19 protein-coding genes are annotated in these 18913 nt (G+C 33.9%); 2 read left to right on the forward strand and 17 right to left on the reverse strand.

Annotated elements, in window-relative coordinates; translation table 11 throughout:
- Position 1: 1 nt before the first annotated feature.
- The 14 genes from nuoL to aspS form a co-directional block, all read right to left on the reverse strand.
- Positions 2–1888, reverse strand: a complete 1887-nt coding sequence (gene nuoL / locus ACZ098_RS05435) for an NADH-quinone oxidoreductase subunit L (RefSeq protein WP_487310727.1) — start codon at positions 1886–1888, stop codon at positions 2–4.
- Between the two features lie 6 nt (positions 1889–1894).
- Positions 1895–2215 (reverse strand): NADH-quinone oxidoreductase subunit NuoK, encoded by a 321-nt coding sequence (gene nuoK, locus ACZ098_RS05440; RefSeq protein ID WP_487310728.1) that lies wholly within the window; start codon positions 2213–2215, stop codon positions 1895–1897.
- A 1-nt stretch (position 2216) separates the two neighbouring features.
- Positions 2217–2726, reverse strand: a complete 510-nt coding sequence (locus ACZ098_RS05445) for an NADH-quinone oxidoreductase subunit J family protein (protein WP_487310729.1) — start codon at positions 2724–2726, stop codon at positions 2217–2219.
- Positions 2727–3272, reverse strand: a complete 546-nt coding sequence (locus tag ACZ098_RS05450; protein ID WP_487310730.1) for a NuoI/complex I 23 kDa subunit family protein — start codon at positions 3270–3272, stop codon at positions 2727–2729.
- Between the two features lie 155 nt (positions 3273–3427).
- Entirely contained in the window at positions 3428–4480 is a 1053-nt protein-coding gene (gene nuoH, locus ACZ098_RS05455) for an NADH-quinone oxidoreductase subunit NuoH (RefSeq protein WP_487310731.1), read from the reverse strand.
- The gene (locus ACZ098_RS05460; RefSeq protein ID WP_487310732.1) at positions 4480–5526 is read right to left on the reverse strand and encodes an NADH-quinone oxidoreductase subunit G; all 1047 of its coding nucleotides are present in this window, start codon (positions 5524–5526) and stop codon (positions 4480–4482) included. Before ACZ098_RS05460 ends, nuoH begins: the two co-directional genes overlap by 1 nt.
- Before the next feature lie 86 nt (positions 5527–5612).
- The gene (gene nuoF / locus ACZ098_RS05465) at positions 5613–6980 is read right to left on the reverse strand and encodes an NADH-quinone oxidoreductase subunit NuoF (RefSeq protein ID WP_487310733.1); all 1368 of its coding nucleotides are present in this window, start codon (positions 6978–6980) and stop codon (positions 5613–5615) included.
- Positions 6981–6984: 4 nt separating this feature from the next.
- Positions 6985–7515 carry a complex I 24 kDa subunit family protein gene (locus tag ACZ098_RS05470; RefSeq protein WP_487310734.1) on the reverse strand — a complete coding sequence of 177 codons (531 nt, stop codon included), beginning with the start codon at positions 7513–7515 and terminating at the stop codon, positions 6985–6987.
- Between the two features lie 72 nt (positions 7516–7587).
- Positions 7588–8826, reverse strand: a complete 1239-nt coding sequence (locus ACZ098_RS05475) for an NADH-quinone oxidoreductase subunit D (protein ID WP_487310735.1) — start codon at positions 8824–8826, stop codon at positions 7588–7590.
- Positions 8827–8886: 60 nt separating this feature from the next.
- Positions 8887–9405 carry an NADH-quinone oxidoreductase subunit C gene (locus tag ACZ098_RS05480; protein ID WP_487310736.1) on the reverse strand — a complete coding sequence of 173 codons (519 nt, stop codon included), beginning with the start codon at positions 9403–9405 and terminating at the stop codon, positions 8887–8889.
- A 1-nt stretch (position 9406) separates the two neighbouring features.
- Complete coding sequence (locus ACZ098_RS05485; RefSeq protein ID WP_487310737.1) at positions 9407–9952, reverse strand: NADH-quinone oxidoreductase subunit B; 546 nt, start codon at positions 9950–9952, stop codon at positions 9407–9409.
- A gap of 72 nt (positions 9953–10024) precedes the next feature.
- Positions 10025–10390 carry an NADH-quinone oxidoreductase subunit A gene (locus ACZ098_RS05490; protein WP_487310738.1) on the reverse strand — a complete coding sequence of 122 codons (366 nt, stop codon included), beginning with the start codon at positions 10388–10390 and terminating at the stop codon, positions 10025–10027.
- 206 nt (positions 10391–10596) lie between these two features.
- A complete protein-coding gene (locus ACZ098_RS05495; RefSeq protein WP_487310739.1) occupies positions 10597–10797 on the reverse strand; it encodes a cold-shock protein in 201 nt (66 codons plus the stop codon).
- A gap of 128 nt (positions 10798–10925) precedes the next feature.
- Positions 10926–12677, reverse strand: a complete 1752-nt coding sequence (gene aspS, locus ACZ098_RS05500) for an aspartate--tRNA ligase (protein WP_487310740.1) — start codon at positions 12675–12677, stop codon at positions 10926–10928.
- Between the two features lie 161 nt (positions 12678–12838).
- Here aspS and ACZ098_RS05505 point away from each other — a divergent pair, with 161 nt between their 5' ends.
- Together ACZ098_RS05505 and ACZ098_RS05510 are read left to right on the forward strand one after the other, a co-directional pair.
- Positions 12839–13831 carry a TlpA family protein disulfide reductase gene (locus tag ACZ098_RS05505; protein ID WP_487310741.1) on the forward strand — a complete coding sequence of 331 codons (993 nt, stop codon included), beginning with the start codon at positions 12839–12841 and terminating at the stop codon, positions 13829–13831.
- A 174-nt stretch (positions 13832–14005) separates the two neighbouring features.
- Positions 14006–14353: a toxin-antitoxin system YwqK family antitoxin gene (locus ACZ098_RS05510; protein ID WP_487310742.1), complete on the forward strand. Its 348-nt coding sequence runs from the start codon at positions 14006–14008 to the stop codon at positions 14351–14353.
- Between the two features lie 49 nt (positions 14354–14402).
- On the opposite strand, the gene ACZ098_RS05515 is transcribed toward ACZ098_RS05510, so the two are convergent.
- The 3 genes from ACZ098_RS05515 to ACZ098_RS05525 are packed head-to-tail and all read right to left on the reverse strand — an operon-like array spanning position 14403 to position 18796.
- Positions 14403–15512, reverse strand: coding sequence for a PepSY-associated TM helix domain-containing protein (locus ACZ098_RS05515; RefSeq protein WP_487310743.1), 1110 nt, complete (start codon positions 15510–15512; stop codon positions 14403–14405).
- 19 nt (positions 15513–15531) lie between these two features.
- The gene (locus ACZ098_RS05520; RefSeq protein WP_487310744.1) at positions 15532–16266 is read right to left on the reverse strand and encodes a DUF4198 domain-containing protein; all 735 of its coding nucleotides are present in this window, start codon (positions 16264–16266) and stop codon (positions 15532–15534) included.
- Between the two features lie 58 nt (positions 16267–16324).
- Complete coding sequence (locus ACZ098_RS05525) at positions 16325–18796, reverse strand: TonB-dependent siderophore receptor (RefSeq protein WP_487310745.1); 2472 nt, start codon at positions 18794–18796, stop codon at positions 16325–16327.
- Between the last annotated feature and the right edge of the window lie 117 nt (positions 18797–18913).

The raw sequence follows: 18913 nt of genomic DNA on the forward strand, positions 1-18913 counted from the left end.
ATTATTGAGCTATAAATAAATAAATTAATAAGGCACAAACGCCAAGTACAAATGCGAAAAGGTAAGAACCAATACTTCCGTTTTGTAATTTTTTTCCTTGCACTCCCAAACCATTGGCGACTTTTCCAAAACCAAAAACTAAATTAGATGCAGCTGGCTCCAAAGTAGTTCTAAAGAAATTAGATAATGCATTCAATGGCTTAACAATAATAAATGTATAAAATTCATCTACATAAAATTTATTGTATAAAACTTTGGCAAAGCCATTAATTTGCGAATCTTCGGCAGGAACAAAACCTTGTTTTATATATTTTACATAAGCTAAAATAATCCCGATAAAACCACCAACAACTGCAACAGCCATTAATGAATATTCTGTTATTCCAAAAACGTGCTCTTCATGAGAAACTTTGGTAAAAACAGGCGCTAAATAATGATTCAACCAACTGCTTCCTGGCAAACTAATTACACCACCAACTAATGCTAAAACACCTAAAACTATTAAAGGAAAAGTCATTAACGCTGGACTTTCATGAAGGTGATGTTTTTGTTCTTCTGTACCTCTAAAATTTTTAAAAAATGTTAAGTACATCAATCTAAACATATAAAAAGCGGTCATTATAGATGCTAACGAAGCAATAATCCACAGTGGTATGTTTTCGTGATATGCCGTCATCAAGATTTCATCTTTAGAGAAAAACCCCGAAAAAGGTGGAATTCCAGATATTGCTAAAGTTGAAATTAGCATGGTTGCAAAAGTAATTGGCATAAATTTTTTCAAACTTCCCATCTTTCTCATATCTTGCTCTCCATGCATTGCATGAATAACCGATCCTGAACCTAAGAAAAGGCAAGCTTTGAAAAAAGCATGTGTAATTACATGAAATACTGCAATATTATATGCTCCAAGACCAATTGCCAAAAACATCAATCCCAATTGTGAAACTGTTGAGTATGCTAAAACTTTCTTTATATCGTTCTGAACTAATCCGATTGCTGCGGCAACTAAAGCAGTAACAGCTCCAATTATAGCAATAATATTAAGTATTTGCGGAGTTAAATCGAACAAAAAGTTCATTCGTGTAATCATAAAGATTCCTGCTGTTACCATTGTTGCAGCGTGAATTAATGCCGAAACAGGAGTTGGACCAGCCATTGCATCAGGAAGCCAAGTATATAATGGTATTTGTGCCGACTTACCAGAAGCACCAATAAACAAGCATAAAGTTGCTGCACCAAGCCAGTACGTGTTACCATTTTGTGAACCAGAAAGTATTGCCTCCTTTATTTCAACAAAATCTAATGTTGAAAAAAGACCTCCAATAATAAAGATTCCAATTAGGTAACCCAAATCTCCTATTCTATTCATGATAAAAGCCTTTTTCGCCGCATCATTATACGATTGATTTTTGTGCCAAAATCCAATAAGTAAATAAGAACAAAGACCAACGCCTTCCCAACCGATAAACATTATTAAGAGATTGCTTCCAATTACAAGCGTAATCATGAAGAAAATAAACAAATTCAAATAAGCAAAAAATTTATGCATATTTTCATCATCATGCATGTAGCTGATAGAATATAAGTGTATCAATGAACCAATACCAGTTACGAACAATAACCACAAAATAGATAATTGATCTAGTAAAAATCCAAAGTCTAATTTAAAATTACTTACTCTTATCCAATCAAAGAGTGAAACCACGATAGGTTGTTTAGTTTGATTTATTTGCAAGAAAAAGAAAATACTTGCAACAAATGAAACGAGTACAACACCAGTTCCAATTGCGCCAGAAATTGTCTTTCCAACTTTTTTACCAAAGAAAACATTAAATAAAAACCCAACGAATGGGGTTAACAACAATAATAAAACTAAATTCTTCTCCATTCGGGATTATCCTTTTAAGTTTTTTAAATTAGCAATATCAATCGAACCAAGATTTCTAAAAATAGAAACCAAAATAGCCAATCCTACTGCAACTTCTGCTGCAGCAACAGCCATTGAGAAAAACACAAATACTTGACCTTGTGCATCGTTATGATAAGAAGAAAAGGCAACAAACAATAAGTTTACCGCATTCAACATAATTTCAATAGACATAAATACAATGATAGCATTACGTCGGTACAAAACCCCAAATACCCCAATACTAAATAATATTGCAGATAAAAAAAGGTAATTTTCTATTCCTATTTCGGTTAAAATATTGTTCATATTATTTTTGTACTTTTTCTTTTTTAGACAATAAAACGGCACCAATCATAGCCACCAATAACAATACAGATGCAAATTCAAACGGCACCATAAACTCATTCAGTAATACTTTACCCAATGTTTTTATCGATTGAAAATCTTTCACATCAGGATCATAAGCTACAATTGTTTTAGAATTGGTAAATATGGCAATAAATATGATACACATTAAACATATTACTACCACAGCGCCAAGCCTCGTAATTCTTGGTTTATGAACTTCATTTTCTTTATTCAAATTCATAAGCATAATGGTAAATAAAAACAAAACCATAATGGCACCAGAATATACTATAATATGAACCACAGCTAGAAATTGAGCGTTAAATAACAAATAATGTCCAGCAATAGAGAAAAAACAAATAACCAGGTAAATGGCAGAATGAATAGGATTTCTACTAAAAATAGTTAAAAAAGCCGTAGCTAAAGTTATTGCTGATAAAATGTAAAATAAAATAAGTAGTGGTGACATTTAGTTAGCGTTTTTAAGTTGAGCGTTTTGCATCGCCACATCTAATGGCATTACCAATTTATCTTTTCCAAAAATAAAATCTTCTCTTTCATAATTAGAAGGAACCAATTTTTTAGAAGTAGTTAAATAAATAGCATCTTTCGGGCAAGCCTCTTCACACAAACCACAAAAAATACAACGCAACATATTTATTTCATATATCTCAGCATATTTTTCTTCACGATACAAGTGTTTTTCATTCGGTTTTCTTTCAGCAGCCTTCATAGTAATAGCTTCAGCTGGGCAAGAAAGCGCGCACAATCCACAAGCAGTACAGTTTTCTCTACCTTGCTCATCACGCTTCAACATGTGTTGACCACGATACACTGGACTAAATTCTCTAACCTGTTCAGGATATTGAATTGTAGCCTTTTTTCTAAAAAAGTGTTTTATGGTAATCAATAATCCTTTCACGATAGCAACAAGGTATAATCTTTCCCAAAAAGTCATTTCTTTATTGGAAACCTGTTTTTTTCTACCCGATAATGATAATGTTTCTATGTTCATTTTCGATGTTTTTTTGAAGCCAATCCTGCTATCCGTTCCAATCTTTTTATTTTTAAAGAAAAAATAAAAAGGATTTCACTTCTATCAGGGCTAAACCTACTTGTATTCTTTATTTTTAAATTTTAAATTCTAGCTTATTAATTTTCTCCTATGATTTATAATCCTAGAAACACTGCAATTTCACTTCTCAACAATACGATTCCGGTAATGATAATATTAACGATTGAAAGCGGAATTAAAATTTTCCATCCCAAATGCATCAATTGATCGTATCTAAATCTCGGAATCGTCCAACGAACCCACATATAGAAAAATATGAAACCGCAAATTTTAATAAATAATGCCAAGAATCCTAAACTATTTGCAATATTTAATCCCCAGTTTTCAACAGCCCAACTCATTCCTGGATAATTGTAACCACCAAAAAATAAAACTGCTAAAATTGCTGACGAGATAAACATATTAGCATATTCTGCAAATAAATAGAAGCCCATTTTCATTGATGAATATTCAGTATGATAACCACCAATAAGTTCACTTTCGCATTCTGCTAAGTCAAACGGAGTTCTGTTGGTTTCAGCGAATGCACAAATTAAAAATATCAAAAACGATAATGGCTGATAAAAAACATTCCAATTCATTCCGGCTTGTTGCACCGAAATTTCTTTTAAACTTAGCGTTTCAGTCATCATCAACAAAGCAATCATTGACAATCCCATGGCAACTTCATACGAAACCATTTGTGAAGCAGCACGAACTGCACCCATTAATGAAAACTTATTATTAGAAGCCCAACCACCAATCATAATTCCGTAAACTCCAACAGAAACTACTCCAAAGATGTACAATAAAGAAACATCAATATCGGTAGCCTGCAGAATAACATCTCGTCCAAAAACATGAATTTTATCACCCCAAGGCAAAACGGCACTGGTCATTAAAGCAGTACTCATTGCAATTGCTGGACCTAACTTAAATAAAAATTTATTTGGCGTATTTGGTTCAAACTCTTCTTTTGAGAAAAGTTTCATACCGTCAGCAAGTGGTTGTAATAATCCACCCCAACCAGCACGATTTGGACCAACTCTATCTTGTAGAAATGCAGCTACTTTACGTTCTGCCCAAGTAGAATACATTGCCATTAACATTGTCAAAGCAAATACTGCAACAATTACAACGCTTTTTTCTATGATAAATGCACTATCCATTATTTGCTTTCTATATTAGTCCCGTCAATTTTTTCGTTGTAATCAATTTCGGCCATACTGATTTTTTTTCTATCTCGATCTCTACCTTGAAGAATTCCTTTTTCAGTATCAATTTCAACTTTCTCTAATTTTCTAGTATAGTTATTCTGATTGATAACCGAATCTTTTTCAAACCTTCTTGGTCCTTCAATAATCCAGTCAGCAACATCTTTCTTGTCAAAACGACACGTATTACAGATAAATTCTTCTACTTCGTGGTATTCGTCTTTTCTTGCAGTAACTCTTTGAATTTCGTTTCCAAACATCCATACAGTTGTTTTTCCACAACATCCTGGTGTGGTACATTCTCTGTGGGCGTTGAATGGTTTATTAAACCAAACTCTAGATTTGAATCTAAAGGTTTTATCAGTTAATGCTCCAACTGGACAAACATCAATCATGTTTCCAGAAAATTCATTATCAATTGCAGCCGAAACACATGTAGAAATTTGTGAATGATCACCACGATTTAAAACTCCGTGCACACGACCATCTGTAAGTTGATCTGCAACTTCTACACAACGTTGGCAAACAATGCAACGGTTCATGTGCAATTGAATGTGCGGACCAATATCTTCTGGTTCAAACGTTCTTTTTTCTTCAATGAAACGCGTTTCGGATTTTCCGTGTTCGAATGATAAATTTTGCAAATCACATTCTCCAGCTTGATCACAAACCGGACAATCTAATGGGTGATTTATCAAAAGGAATTCGGTTACTGCCTTTCTAGCTTCTGTTACTCTTTCAGAAGATTTGCTTGCTATTTCCATTCCATCTTGACAACCAGTAACACATGATGCTACTAATTTTGGCATTGGTCTTGGATCGGCTTCGCTACCTTTTGTAACGTCAACTAAACAGCAACGGCATTTTCCGCCTGTTCCTTGTAGTTTGGAATAATAACACATGGCTGGCGGAACTGATTCTCCACCAATCATACGAGCAGCTTGCAGGATTGTTGTTCCAGCTTCTACTTCTATTTCTTGACCGTCTATGGTTACTTTCATTATTTTGGTCTTAATGTCGAAAGTCAAAAGTCGAAAGAATTTACATTCGTTGACTTTATGACTTTATGACTTTTATACTTTATGACTTATACTTCTTGTTTTGCTACTAAATGTTTCACTTTTTCAAATGGTTCAGCAACAAAGTGATCTCTATTTCTTACTTTTTCTGGGAAACGAATGTGGTATTCAAATTCATCTTTAAAGTGACGAATCGCTGCAGCAACTGGCCATGAAGCCGCGTCACCTAGTGGACAAATTGTATTTCCTTCAATTTTAGATTGAATACTCCATAATAACTCGATGTCTTCTTCGCGTCCGTGACCGTTTTCAATTCGGTGTAATACTTTTTCTAACCAACCTGTTCCTTCGCGGCATGGTGTGCATTGTCCGCACGATTCATGGTGGTAAAATCTTGAAAAATTCCAAGTATTTCTTACGATACAAGCTCTGTCATCATAAACAATAAATCCGCCTGAACCTAACATCGAACCAGTTGCGAATCCACCATCTGATAAACTTTCGTAGGTCATCAATCTATCTTCACCAGCGGCAGTTTTGTAAATTAAATTGGCTGGTAAAATTGGCACCGAACTTCCTCCAGGAACTAATGCTTTTAATGGTCTATCGGTTTGCATTCCGCCACAATATTCATCAGAATTCATGAATTCGTAAACCGAAACTCCCAATTCAATTTCGTAAACACCTTGATTTTTGATGTTTCCAGATGCCGAAATTAGTTTGGTTCCAGTAGAACGACCAATTCCGATTCCTGCATAATCTGCACCAGAATTGTTTACAATCCAAGGCACGGCAGCAATTGTTTCTACGTTATTTACCACGGTTGGATTTTGCCAAAGACCTTTCACAGCAGGAAATGGTGGTTTCAATCTAGGATTTCCACGTTTTCCCTCTAATGATTCAATCAATGCAGTTTCTTCTCCGCAGATATAAGCTCCGCCACCAATTTGAACAAAAAGTTCTAAATCGTAGCCTGAACCTAATATATTTTTACCCAAAAATCCGGCACCTTTTGCTTCGGCGATGGCTCTTTCTAAAATTTTGTAAACCCACATGTATTCTCCCCGAATGTAGATGTACGAAAGGTTTGCGCCCAAAGCGTAACTTGATGTAATCATTCCTTCAATCAAAAGATGAGGAATATATTCCATTAGATAACGGTCTTTGAAAGTTCCAGGTTCAGATTCGTCAGCATTACAAACTAAATGTCTTGGATTTCCCGATTTTTTATCGATAAAACTCCATTTCATTCCAGCTGGAAATCCTGCACCACCACGACCACGAAGTCCAGAAGTTTTTACTTCTTCAACTACTTCATCAGGTGTCATTTTCTTCAGGGCTTTTTCTACCGATGCATATCCGCCTTCACGACGATACACTTCATAAGTTTTAATTCCCGGAACGTTAATTTTGTCTAATAATATTTTTCTTCCCATGATACTATTTATCGTGTAAAGTGATTTTTCCTTCTTTGCAATCAGACACCAACTGATCGATTTTTTCTTTTGTCAAATGCTCTTGATAGAAATCACCCAATTGCATCATTGGAGCATATCCACAAGCACCAAGGCATTCTACGCCACGAACTTCGAATAGCATGTCTGTTGTTGGTTCGCCAACTTTTACACCCAATTTAGAGCAAGTGTAATCCATCAAATCTTCTACTCCATTTTGACAACAAGGAGAAGTTTGACAGAATTCGAACATATACTTTCCGATTGGTCGTTGGTTGAACATGGTGTAAAAAGTTACTACTTCGTACACTTCAATATTTTGAATTTGTAAAATTTCAGCAACTTTATTTTGCAATTCGATACTCAACCAATTGTCGTGAGCATCTTGAACTTCGTGTAAAACTGGTAATAAGGCCGATTTTTGTTTGCCTTCAGGATAATGACTAATCAATTCATTGATGCGGTTCATCAACGATTCAGTTATGTTTATCTCTTGTTTTATATGTGATCTTTCCATTTCTAATTCAATTAAAAATTAAAAATTGATAATTAAGAATTTTTTAATTCGTAATTATTAATTCGTAATTAATTATGCGTCTAATTCTCCAGCAATTACATTCAAACTTGATAATATTACAATGGCATCTGATAATAATGCACCTTTAATCATTTCTGGATAGGCTTGATAATAGATGAAACATGGTCTTCTAAAATGCAATCTATAGGGCGTTCTGCTTCCATCGGTTACAAGGTAAAATCCTAATTCTCCGTTTCCTCCTTCTACTGCATGGTAAATTTCGGCAACTGGAACAGGAACTTCTCCCATTACGATTTTGAAATGGTAAATTAAAGATTCCATATTATTGTACACGTCTTCTTTTGGAGGCAGATAATAATCTGGAACTTCGGCATGGTATTCATTTCCTGCTGGCATTTTATCTAATGCCTGACGGATAATGCTTAAACTTTCCCAAACTTCGGCATTACGAACGCAGAATCTATCGTAAGTATCTCCAGATTTTCCAACTGGAACTTGAAAATCAAAATCTTCATAAGAAGAATAAGGTTGCGCTACACGAACATCATAATCTACACCTGCAGCACGAAGATTTGGACCTGTAAATCCGTAAGCCATTGCTTTTTCGGCAGTGATTGCGCCAACATTTACAGTTCTATCAATAAAAATTCTGTTTCTTTCGAAAAGGTTTTCAAATTCTTTCCAAGCTACTGGAAATTCTTCTAAGAAAACGTCCAATTTTCTGAAGGCTTCTGGTGACCAATCTCTTTCGAAACCACCAATTCTTCCCATATTGGTTGTTAAACGGGCTCCACAAATTTCTTCGTAAATCTCGTAAATTTTTTCTCTAAATTGAAATACATAAAGGAAACCTGTATACGCTCCAGTATCAACTCCAAGAATCGAATTACAAATAATATGATCGGTAATTCTTGACAATTCCATTACGATAACACGTAAATATTGAGCACGTTTAGGAACTTCAATATTGAGTAACTTTTCCAATGTCATCCACCAACCCATATTATTGATAGGTGATGAACAATAATTCATTCTATCAGTTAAAGGTGTGATTTGGTAAAACGGACGATTTTCTGCAATTTTTTCGAAAGCGCGGTGAATGTAGCCAATTGTTGGTTCGGCTTCAATAATTCGTTCTCCATCCATCAATAGAATATTCTGAAATATTCCGTGTGTTGCTGGATGCGTTGGTCCTAAATTCAAGATCGAAAGTTCACTTCCGTCTTCATTTAGTTGCTGTTCGATTATTTTTGCGTATCGATCTTCTGGTGCTAATAATAGTTCTGACATTTATTGAATGTGAAAAATTATATTTATTTTTTTCTTTGTCTGAATTTCAGAAAAAGGGATTTATTCATTAATTGTTGTTCGTCCGAAGAATCTATCATCTTTGTCGGTTCTTCCACTATCTTCCATAGGAAACTCTTTTCTCATTGGAAACGAAATCATTTCATCCATGTTTAAAATTCGTTTCAATTGTGGATGACCTATAAAATTGATTCCATAAAAATCCCATGTTTCTCTTTCCATCCAGTTGGAAGAAGGAAAAATATCAGAAATTGTTCTAATTTCAGGATTTTCAGGCAAATATGATTTAATTCTAATTCTCACATTTTCTATCCAATTGTGTAAATGATACACCACAGCGAACTGATGATTATCATCGTTATCAGGATAATGAATTCCGCATAAATCGGTTAGGAAATGAAAATTTAAATCTGAATTGTTTTTAAGAAATAGAATCACTTCACGAGCTGAATCTGGCGTTGTTTCGAATGTAAAAACATCTCTTTGCATTCCAAAATCAAGTACTTTGCTACCAAACTCTTGTGTTAATCTCTCTTGTATATTTACAGTTTCTAATGCCATATTATAGGTTGTAAGAAGCTAATAATTCTTTATATTCTGGTGAACTTCTTCTTCGTACAGATTCGGTTCTTACCAATTCTTGAAGTTGCATGACACCATCAACAATTTGCTCTGGTCTTGGCGGACATCCTGGAACGTAAACATCTACAGGAATTACTTTATCAATTCCTTGCAAAACAGAATACGTATCAAAAATTCCACCCGAAGAAGCGCAAGCTCCAACTGCAATTACCCAACGTGGTTCTGACATTTGCTCATAAACCTGACGTAAAATTGGGGCCATTTTTTTTGATATTGTTCCCATTACCATCAACATATCGGCTTGTCTTGGAGAAAAACTTACTCTTTCTGATCCAAAACGAGCTAAATCATAATGTGATGCCATTGTTGCCATAAATTCTATTCCACAGCAAGAAGTTGCAAATGGTAAAGGCCAAAGCGAATTGGCTCTTGCCATACCTACAACATCGTTAAGTTTGGTTGCGAAAAACCCTTCGCCTGTAACGCCTTCCGGCGGATCAACCATATTTATTTTTGAATCGCTCATTTTTTTTTAATTAAAAATTATTAATTAAGAATTACGAATATTTTTAAATCGCAATTTTTAATTTTTAATTATTTATTCCCACTCCAATGCTTTCTTCTTAATGATATAAAAGAAACCAACAAGAAGTAACATCATGAAAATAACCATTTTTATCATTCCATCTATTCCCAATTCTTTGAAATTGATTGCCCAAGGATATAAAAAAATCACCTCAACATCGAACAATACAAAAAGTATGGCTACAAGAAAATATTTAACCGAAAATGGTATACGCGCATTTCCTTGCGACTCGATACCGCACTCAAAGTTCTTGTCTTTGTTTAGAGATTTTCTTTTAGGCCCTAATTTTCCTGATATAAAGATGGTTCCAACTACAAACCCGACAGCAAGTAATGCTTGCATTAATATCGGGAAATAATCCATTTGAGTAGATTGCATTTGATGAAATTTTAATTTAAACTAAAATAATTACAAATATACATTGCATTATTTAATTCACAATAAACAAGCGTTAAACGTTTGGCATTTCTTAGAAAAAAAGACTTATTTAAACCTGTTCTAAATAATTAATTTAAAGATATAAAAAAAACGTCTCGATAAATCGAGACGTTTACACCATTGAGGTAATCAAAAAATAATATATATTAGTCTTCGATAACTACTACCTGAGCAGCTACTTTACCTTTTCTTCCTTCTTCTTCTTCGTAAGAAACTTTATCACCTTCGTTAAGTGATTCAGCTCTTAAACCTGTAGCGTGAACGAAAATGTCTTTTCCATTTTCATCGTCTGTAATGAATCCGTAACCTTTTGATTCATTGAAAAATTTAACTGTTCCTGTGCGCATTGTGTGTAATATAAAAATTATTAATAATGGCAAATGTAAACTTTAATACGATACGAAAATTATTTTTGTTAATAAATTATTGAAAATTATTGATTTTCAGTATTTTCGACATTAATTTGCACTCAAAATTATTTCAAATCCAATTTTATAAACAATTCATTTAATTGCGCATCATCAATTGTAGATGGCGCATCAATCATGACATCGCGACCCGAATTGTTTTTTGGAAACGCGATAAAGTCACGAATCGTTTCTTGACCTCCAAGAATTGCAACCAAGCGATCTAATCCGAAAGCTAAACCTCCGTGTGGTGGCGCTCCAAATTGAAACGCATTCATTAAAAATCCAAACTGATCCTGAGCTTGTTCTGGAGAAAATCCTAATAATGAGAACATTCTGCTTTGCAAATCTTTATCGTGAATTCTGATCGATCCACCACCAATTTCATTTCCATTCAACACCATATCATAAGCATTGGCGCGAACTTTTCCTGGTTCGGTTTCAATCAAAGCCATGTCTTCTGGTTTTGGCGAAGTAAATGGATGGTGCATTGCGTGGTAACGACCGCTTTCTTCATCCCATTCCAATAAAGGAAAATCTACAACCCATAATGGCGCGAATTCTTCTGGCTTTCTTAATCCTAATCGTGTTGCCACTTCCATACGTAAAGCCGAAAGTTGTGTTCTAGTCTTATCTGCATTTCCAGACAAAACCAAAATCAAATCACCCGGTTTGGCATTAGTAATTTCAGCCCACTTTTTTAAATCTTCCTGATCGTAGAATTTATCTACCGATGATTTTAGACTTCCGTCCAATTCGTATTTCACATAAACCATTCCACTGGCACCAACCTGAGGACGTTTTACCCAATCAATTAAAGCATCTATTTCTTTTCTTGTATAATTGGCACAACCCGAAGCGGCAATTCCTACAACCAATTCTGCAGCGTTAAAAACTGGAAAATCCTTGTGTTGAGCTACCGCATTCAACTCACCAAATTTCATATCAAAACGAATGTCTGGTTTGTCGTTTCCATACGTTTTCATCGCATAATCATAAGTGATTCTTGGGAATTCAGACACATCAATTCCTTTAATTTCTTTCAGTAAATGACGAGTTAAACCCTCAAATACATTCAAAATATCTTCCTGTTCTACAAATGCCATTTCGCAATCTATCTGTGTAAATTCGGGCTGTCTGTCGGCACGTAAATCTTCATCACGGAAACATTTTACAATTTGAAAATACTTATCCATTCCACCAACCATAAGCAACTGCTTAAAAGTTTGAGGTGATTGTGGCAAAGCATAAAATTGTCCCGCATTCATTCGACTTGGAACCACAAAATCTCTTGCTCCTTCTGGAGTTGACTTGATTAAATAAGGTGTTTCCACTTCGCAAAAATCTAAATCAGATAAATATTTACGCACTTCCATCGCCACTTTATGACGAAAAAGCAATGAGTTTTTAACCGGATTTCTTCTGATATCTAAATAGCGGTATTTCATTCGGATATCTTCACCGCCATCGGTATCGTCTTCAATCGTAAAAGGTGGCGTTATTGAAGAATTTAAAATAGTCATTTGAGAAACCAAAATTTCAATTTCACCTGTTGGGATATTTTTGTTTTTCGATTCTCGTTCAATTACAGTACCCGTTATTTGAATCACATATTCTCTACCAAGAGTTTTAGCCAATTCAAAAACCGTTTTATCTGTACGACTTTCGTCAAATATTAATTGTGTAATTCCATAACGATCGCGTAAATCTACCCAATTCATAAATCCTTTATCACGACTTTTCTGAACCCAACCGGCAAGAGTTACCTCAGTATTAATATGTGTAGCGTTTAATTCGCCACAAGAATGACTTCTGTACATTGTAAAATAGTTTATTTATTACATAACAATTCGACCGACGGTCTTGAGTGCAAAAGTAAAAAACTTAATGCGAAATTTATCATCAAATTTTTTGTTAATAATGAAATAGCATAAAATAAAACAAGTATATTTGAATTAACTAAAACTCAAATTTAGATTTTATGAAAAAATTGTTCTTCTTTTTGGCTTTGACATTAACTTCAACCGTAGTTTTTGCTCAAGGTAAAGTAAGTTTTCAAGCGGAAATTACTAATAAAAATGGTGATGTCATATATATAAAAGACAATCAAGGTAAAGATGTAAAAGTTATAAATGCTGATAAAAAAGGTATTTTTAAAGATTCTTTTGAAGTTAAAGACGGTTTTTACCAAATGTTTGATGGTGTAGAATATGCACAATTATACCTAAAAGATGGTTTTGATTTAAAAATGACGATGGACGCAAAAATGTTTGACGAATCGATTGTTTTTAAAGGTAAAGGTGAAGCGGAAAATAATTTGCTTGCGCAAAACACAATAGGTTTGGAAACTTTTGAAGCTGCAAATTTTGAAAAATCTAAAGAAGATTTTTATGCAGCATTTGAAGCAATGAAAAAAAGTGAGTTTGAAAAGTTAGAAAAAGGCAACTTTGATGAAACTTTTAAAACTCAAATTAAGAAAAACATGACACAAGACTTTTTTGGATTGCAAGTTGCCTATAAAAACGCACAAGTAACCAAAGGTATTACAGGAAAAGCTTCTAAAGGTTTTGAATATGAAAATCATGCTGGTGGAAAAACAAAATTAGAAGATTTGCGTGGAAAGTATGTGTACATTGATGTTTGGGCTACTTGGTGCGGACCATGTCGTGCCGAAATTCCGTTTTTGAAAAAAGTAGAAGAAAGATACCACGGAAAGAAAATTGAATTTGTAAGTATTTCTGTTGATGTAGATAAAGATCATGAAAAATGGAAAAAATTCGTAACCGATAAACAACTTGGAGGAATTCAATTATTTGCTGATAAAAATTGGATGAGTGAATTTATCACTTCATTTGGTATCAATTCTATCCCGAGATTTATACTTCTTGATCCAGAAGGAAAAGTTGTGAATGCCAATGCAGAAAGACCTTCTGATGCTAATCTAGTTGCGACTTTAGACAAATTATTGAATTAAAGATCATACAATTCAACTTACATAAACCAGTTTCTACAGGTGTAGAAACTGGTTTTTTTATGCTTTAATGTTAAATTTTCATCCAATGTTACCAAATTGTTAAGTAAAAGTTTGCGTATTGTAAATTAATTATTACATTTGTTATGTAATTATTAATATTTAAAACCTACAACTATGAAAAAAATTGTTATGATGGCAGCGTTGTTAGTATCTTGCTTAACATTTGCACAAAATAAATCTCCTGAATTAGAAGAAGTAAACGGAATGGTAAAAGCTACTTACTACTATGAAAATGGTAAAGTACAACAAGAAGGTTTCTTTAAAGATGGAAAATTAGAAGGAAAATGGGTTTCTTATGATACCAACGGAAATAAAAAAGCTATTGCAGAATACAGTAATGGTGAAAAAACTGGAAAATGGTTTTTTTGGAACGATAATTCATTATCAGAAGTTGATTATTCCAACAGTGCTATTGCCTCTGTAAAAACTTGGAATAGTAGCGCTATAGCTGATAAAAATTAATTTATTTTTTACTTGATTTAAAAAGGTTCATTTCACGATGAACCTTTTTTTATTTAGCAACTTTACTCTTTTTTCTTCTTCCATACCAAATAACAAAACCCGTAACAGGTAATGCTGCAGCTATTAAACTAGCGCAAAAAGCAAGAATTTTTCCGGGTAAATTCAAAATTTGACCTGTATGAATACCGTAATCCATTTCAACGATTTTTAATCCTAACGATTTTGACTCAAACGATTGCTCTTTCAAAAGTGCTCCAGTAATTGGATGAAAATAAAAATTGTCCTGATGATCATATCGTAACGAATAGGGATATGCACCAGTTGTTATTGGTTCTTTTTTATCTTCTGGAGTAGTTATAAAATACATTTCTGATTCGGGATTATTCAAAAAAGTAGTTTTCATCGCCTTATCGATAGCTATAGTAGTTTCAGATTTATTGTAAGTAGTATCAACAACAGGCTTTCTTTGTTCAACTTCACGATTTCCACCTAGATTTGCAGTATAATAAATGCCATCGCCTACCCAATCGTAGGTAAAAACTAATCCTGTTATTGCCAAAATAATACCAGCAAATGCCACGTATATTCCGGTAACGCTATGCCAATCATAATTGACTCTTCTCCATTTTGCAGACCACTTTATTTTAAGTTTGTTTTTTAAATCTTTTTTCTTTTTTGGCCACCATTGTATAATTCCGCTAATTAATAATAGTACAAATACTATTGTAGCACCACCAATAATGTGCTTACCGATATAATCTGGAAGCAGTAAATACAAGTGAATGTATTCTACAATTATGAAAAAGTCTTCTGCTGGATTTTCCGTTTGAAGGTGTTTTCCGTTATATGGATTGAAGTAAACATAAAAATTTCCTTCTTTATTAAAAGTGTAAACAACGGCCGATCGATTTTTACCATGATAAGCGACCATTCCTGATTTGCTGTTAGGTATAATTTTCTTTGCTTTTTCTTGCAAAACCGAAGGCAATAGGAAAGGTTTGTTTTCTTGAGTAACAAAACGCCATTCCTTTCGGGTAAAATCCTTTATTTCGTCATGAAAACAAAAAATACAACCTGTACTACTTATAATAAATACAATTAGCCCAGAAATTAATCCGAGCCATTTGTGTAAAAAACGCATTTTCTTTCTAAAATCCATAACGTTACAAGTGATTTATCTACTCAAGAATAATTGGATATGTAGCACTATGAAAAATAAATTGATACTCTTTTCCGTTGTAGGTTCCGGGAACTTCTTCTTTAGTTGTTGCTTCTACAATATATTTTGTTACAAATGGTAAAGTAAATTTTACCAACCCATTTTCATCAGTTTTTAGCTTTTGATTGAACTGATTTTTAAGAAAAACAACTACTTCATTATCCTTTAATGGTTTGTTTTTGTAAAGCACTTTCAATACAACCTCAGCATTAATCTTCCAATTTTTCTTTGAAAGGTCAACAATTGAAATTCCTTCTGGATTAATTGAAGCCGTTTCGTTGTAAGCTGCTCCAACTTCAACTTTGGCTGTGGCGTGATAATGTGTTTTGAAAATTCCGAAATCATATTGCGTGTAATCAATCACATCAATTTCATTGTTATTCAGAACAATTGTATACGTGCCGTTAACTTTAGGTGTAAATGTTGTTTTGTAAAATGTGGCTTCTGGAGTAATAGCTAATTTGATTTTGTCACCATTCGGACTGATTGCCCAAAGCGTGAAGTTTTTAACTTTTTCAAATCCTTCTTCACCTACTTTGTCAATTGCGCCATAACTGTATTCTCCAAAGAATACTTTAACCTCTTGTTTCTGATTGATTTTCCCATTAGAATTAGTTTCAATCCATAAAAAATGAGCAAAGCTATTCATCGAAAAAAGTAAAAATAAAGCGATAAAATAAATAGTGTTTTTCATAACATAATGATTTAAAAATTCCGCTTGAAAAAGTAATCCAACGGAATTTGTTTTTTTATTAAAATTTATAAGCAAAACTTGCTGCTACACTTCTTGGTGTTTTTGGATGTATGGTCGACCAACCGTCGTAAGCTTCTTCGTTAAAAAGATTGTCTAATTTTAGAGTTACTGTATACTTTTCGGCACCATAAAATAAAGATGAGTTGACAATTGTATATTCAGGAATTCTAAATTGTCCCGAAACGGCACGATTCATAATTTTGTTTTCGCTTGCGTAATTTCCGCCAAAACCAATTCCGAAACCGTTTAATTTTCCTTGTGAAAATTTATAGCTCGCCCAAAGATTGGCTAAATTTTGTGGTCCAGCACTTTCTGGTCTGAATCCAACAAAATCTTGATCGCCTGCCAAAAGTTGGCTATCATTATAACTGTAACCCAACACAATGTTTAAACCTTTTATTGGATTGGCAGTAAATTCGGCTTCAAATCCTCTATTCTTTTGTGCACCATCTTGAAAATTGGTTTGTGTATTGGCAGTAAAGACGGTGTAAACAGCATTAGAAACTTCGATATTATAGTAACTTAACGTTGCGAATAATTTGTCTTTAAATAAATTTAGCTTAGTCCCGAATTCCAATTGATTGGCTTTCTCGGCAGAAAAAGTTCTTGGTCTAGAAGTTCCGTCGGCAAGCAAATCTCTACCAGGAGCAACATTTGAAAACCCGTTCATATAATTGGCAAAAATCGAAACCTTTTCTAAAATTGGCTGATAAACCAATCCAAATTTTGGTGAAAAGGCCGTTTGATTGTAATTATCAGCATTGGTTGTTACATCACCTTCATTCATAAATCGGTCCACGCGCAAACTTGCCATTGCGGAAAGTGCTGGATTAAAATTGATTACATCAGAAACATAGGCACTGTACACTTCTTGTTTGTTTTTGGTATTGTTATAGGCTGCATTTGCCAAAAGAGCATTAGAACCTGCAACGGTAAGATTTCCGCTATCGCTATCGGTAATATATGCATTTGGATCAGTAATTCCGAACACATTTTCATTGACGTTTTGCACACTTGCATTTCCAATATACACGACACCATTTCCAACATAAGCCGAACCATTATCGGTCACATTTCTGTTAAAATAATCCAGTCCTGCGACAATTCTATTTCTTAATCCAGCAATTTTAAAATCGCCAATGAAATTTTGTTGAATATCAGTAGTCAACGTACTAGAATTTTGATAGTTGAAAAAACGTCCTAGAACAATTCCTTCTGACAATGCAGCAGGATAAAACTGTGTTGTTTCGTACAAATAGGAATAAAATCCTTTAGATTTAGACGAGCTTCTAGAAACCACAGTTTGGGAAGTCCATTGGTCTGATAATTTATAGAACATTTGACCTTGTAAACTGTAGGATGGCGTTTCAATGCTTAACTGGTTGCTGGTGTACGAACGCTTGTTATTGTAATTCAATTCGTCAATATTGGTAACACGTAAAGGCGCACCACGATCTAAAAAAAGCATCGTTGGGTTCGTAGATTCAGAACTCATAATTTCGGTGTTAAACAAAAATGATAATTTATCAGATGCTTTTACAGATAATGACGGTGCGAAAAACAATGACTTTCTAAAACCAGCATCTTGAAAACTATCTTCGGTATGAAAGGCAGAATTTAATCGAAAATTGATTGATTTATCCTCATTTAATGGTGTGTTTACATCGGCAGTTATTCGATTTACACCGTAACTTGCAGTTGTGTAGGCGATTTCTCCACCAAAAGTTTCATAAGGTTTTTTAGTATTGATGTTGATCAATCCGCCATAGGAAATTAAACTACTTCCAAAAAGAGTTCCAGACGGACCTTTTATTACTTCAATTCGTTCAATGTTTGCTGGATCTAAACTTCCGTTGGTCAAACCCGGTAAACCATTTACCATAGTTGGCTGAACTGGAAATCCTCTTAACGAAAAATAGCCTGCGCCATCGCCACCACGACCTGTTGATGCCCAAAGTTGCGTTAATCCTGGTGCATTTTTTAATGCATCATCGAGATTTGTAACTACTTGCTCTTTTAACAATTCGGCCGAAATTGTTGTGTACACTTGAGGATTTTCAATATTTTTTAGAGGCATTCTTGAAACCGTTTGCGTTTCTTTTCGAGCAAAAACATTGGTCTTATTTCCGTTTACTATTACTTCTTTTAATTGTTCTGATGATTGCGTCATCAAAAAGTCTTCAACCAATTGACTTCCTTCGGTTAAGTTTACTGCTTTCTCTTTAGTAGCAAAGCCGACCGCTGAAACTTTAATGATGTAACTTCCTGGCTTGATATTGGTAATTTCGTAAACACCATTTGAATTCGTTATTGTTCCGATTTTAGTGTTTTTTAAAACTACAGATACAATATCAAGGCTATCGTTTGAAATCGTCTTGATTTTTCCAGAAATAGAACCAGTCTGTTGCGACCATGACCAACTTGAGAATAAAATTGTCAGCAATAAAAATAATTTTGTATTTGGATTCATTATTATTTAGAATTATTATTAATAGTGCAAATATAAAGTTCAAAACCTTACAATCCAAATTATTTTTATTAATTCTAAATAAAAACAACAAAGCCCGCTCAAATTAATGAACAGGCT

The organism is Flavobacterium sp. SP2 (genome assembly GCF_057626655.1).